The organism is Kaistella sp. (assembly GCF_032060305.1).
Lineage (GTDB): Bacteria > Bacteroidota > Bacteroidia > Flavobacteriales > Weeksellaceae > Kaistella > Kaistella yananensis.
Genome location: NZ_DAMBHK010000031.1, coordinates 25,414 through 28,142 on the forward strand (window position 1 = coordinate 25,414; position 2,729 = coordinate 28,142).

Annotated in this window: 3 protein-coding genes and 1 pseudogene; 2 read left to right on the top strand and 2 right to left on the bottom strand. The window is 38.8% G+C overall.

Annotated features, from left to right (window positions below):
* On the top strand, positions 1–855 hold an 855-nt coding region (locus tag V5N63_RS06175), incomplete at its 5' end, for an alpha/beta hydrolase family protein (RefSeq protein ID WP_332033248.1).
* A 45-nt stretch (positions 856–900) separates the two neighbouring features.
* A complete protein-coding gene (locus tag V5N63_RS06180; RefSeq protein WP_332026538.1) occupies positions 901–1,725 on the top strand; it encodes a TerC family protein in 825 nt (274 codons plus the stop codon).
* A gap of 43 nt (positions 1,726–1,768) precedes the next feature.
* Here the strand turns inward: V5N63_RS06180 and V5N63_RS06185 are convergent, their stop codons facing one another.
* Positions 1,769–2,590, bottom strand: coding sequence for a flavin reductase family protein (locus V5N63_RS06185; protein WP_332033249.1), 822 nt, complete (start codon positions 2,588–2,590; stop codon positions 1,769–1,771).
* A 20-nt stretch (positions 2,591–2,610) separates the two neighbouring features.
* Positions 2,611–2,729, bottom strand: a pseudogene (locus V5N63_RS06190) (fumarylacetoacetase); the annotation flags it as partial.

Sequence of the window (2,729 nt, forward strand, 5' to 3'; positions counted from 1 at the left end):
CTCAATCTCATGAAAATAAATATTCAGAAAAATATTCGCATTAAGAATCCGGAAACACGCGATTTTCTTGCAGATGCTTTTTATCCTGAAGGTACAGAAAAACTTCCTTTGGTAATTTTTGTTCATGGTTACAAAGGTTATAAAGACTGGGGCGCATGGGATTTGATGGCGAATAAATTTGCCGAATCCGGATTTTTCTTTGTTAAATTCAATTTTTCGCACAACGGAACCACTGTTGAAAACCCTACAGAATTTGATGATCTGGAAGCTTTTGGAAATAATAATTTCTCCAAAGAAATGTCGGATCTTGATGCGCTTTTGGCGTACTTTTCAGAACATCCGTCGGTTGATTTCAGTAAAATTACCATTATAGGACATAGCCGCGGTGGGGGAATTTCACTCATCAAAGCTTACGAAGACGATAGAATCAGGGTTTTAATAACGTTGGCTGGAGTAAGTAATTTCAGCTACAGGTTTCCTTCAGGCGAGCGTTTGGAGAATTGGAAAAATTCCGGCATCATGTATTCAGAAAATAAAAGAACCAAGCAGCAAATGCCTCACTATTACCAGTTTTACGAAGATTTTAAGCAAAACGAGGAACGGTTTACGATTCAGTATTGCGCGCAGCATTTGCAAAAATCTGTACTTATTATTCAGGGTAGTGAAGATGAAGCGGTGAAAGATAAGGAGGCATTTTTGCTCAATGATTGGTGCAAAGAATCTGAACTTTATATCATTGATGGTGCAAACCATACATTTGGTGCAAAAGAGCCATGGCATTCTGATGATTTGCCGCCGGATCTCGATAATGCGGTGTTGCGGTCCATTACATTTATCCGCGAAAATTTTAAATAAAGTTTTTAGAAAAAAGATGTATTTTTAACCGCCAAAAATTAAACAATGGAATTTTTATCAGTTATCGATTTTCCGAATTTTGCCGATCCACAAATTTGGGTCAGTCTTCTTACCCTTACTTTTCTTGAAATTGTACTGGGTGTCGACAATATCATCTTTATTTCGATTATTTCCGACAAACTGCCGAAAGAAAAACAGCGTTTTGCCAGAAACCTGGGACTTGCATTTGCTATGATTTTCCGTGTAGTACTGTTGCTTATGATCAACTGGATTATCGGACTAAAGGAGCCGGTGCTCACGCTGGAATGGTTTAACGAGCCCGGAAGCGAGCTGCCACTGGCACTGAGCTGGAAAGATATTATTCTGTTGGGCGGAGGTATTTTCCTTATCGCAAAAAGTACGTTCGAAATCCACGGAAAAATGTCCGGACACGACGAAGTACCAAAACCAAAATCAGGCGCATCAAGTCTAATGACGATGGTGATTCTTCAGATTATCCTAATCGATATGGTGTTCTCTTTAGATTCTATCTTAACGGCTATCGGTTTGGTTGATAACGTTTTACTGATGATTATCGCGGTGGTAATTTCTATTGGAATTATGATGGCGTTTGCCGGACCAATTTCTGCCATCATCAATAAATATCCGAGTCTGCAGATGCTTGCCCTGTCGTTCCTCGTGGTAATTGGAGTAATGTTGGTAGCAGAAGGAATCCACCAGCATGTGAGTAAAAACATCATTTATTCATGTTTGGCCTTCAGTTTGGCGGTAGAAATGCTCAATATCCGATTCAGGAATAAACAGAACCAGAAATATCTGAAACTGAATCCTGATCTCAATAAAGATTTAAGTATTAAAGACGAAGAATAAAATAAAAAAGAGTGAATCCAATTCACTCTTTTTTTATTCAAAATTAAACCGTTAAAACTTTCCAGGCCTCTTCGATCTTGTTTTTCGAAAGAAATTTTCGGGCTTCGGAATGGGTGTTCTCATCCGCAGAAAAACTACCTTCCGGCAACTGTTCTACATTTGCAAGCATTCCTAAATCATTTCCTGTAAAGATTCTTGAATATTTTATCGCTTCCGGCAATTGATCGAAACCAATTCCCTTGGTTACCAGAGGTTTCGGAACTTCGAAAAGATTGTTCTCGTTGCTCCGGGAATACCAGTTTGCGCCTAATCTTGCTACAAGATCGAGTTTTTTCTGATCAAGATTTCCTTCTTCATTCAGATATTCTTCGCGGAGGTGAATTTTAATGATTTCGCAAATAATCAGGTTTCCTGCGCCGCCTTCCGTTCCCAAACTTTTAATTTCAAGAAGTTTGCATTCCAGATTTACCGGACATTCTTCGATGAGTTTCGGTTTTACCAAATCTGCCTCTTTCATCGTGAGACCTGTTTTTACAAATTCATTAACTCCTTTTTCATATTCGGTAGAAGCCAGTGAAATTTGCTGTACGATGCTGTAATTTACGATACCAATTACGACTTCGGCAACTTGATTAACATTTTCCAGCGTATGTTTTGTTGTGTTGTCGCGCACTCTTCGGGACGGTGAAAAAATAACCACCGGCGGATTTGTACTGAACATATTGAAAAAACTGAACGGACTTAAATTTACATTTCCGTCTTTGTCAATAGTTGAAGCCAGCGCAATCGGACGGGGAGCAATTGCCGTCTGCAAAAGCGTTTGTAATTGTACATTATTTAAATCTTGAGGAGAAATTGTTTTCATTGCTTAAATTCTGTAAAAAATTATAAGGTTGCCGGTAATATTTTTCCTGAAACCTCGCCGAAACCAACTCTGATTCCGTCTTTTTCCCCATATCCGCGCATGATTACCGTATCGTTATCATTGATGAATTTTCTTTCTT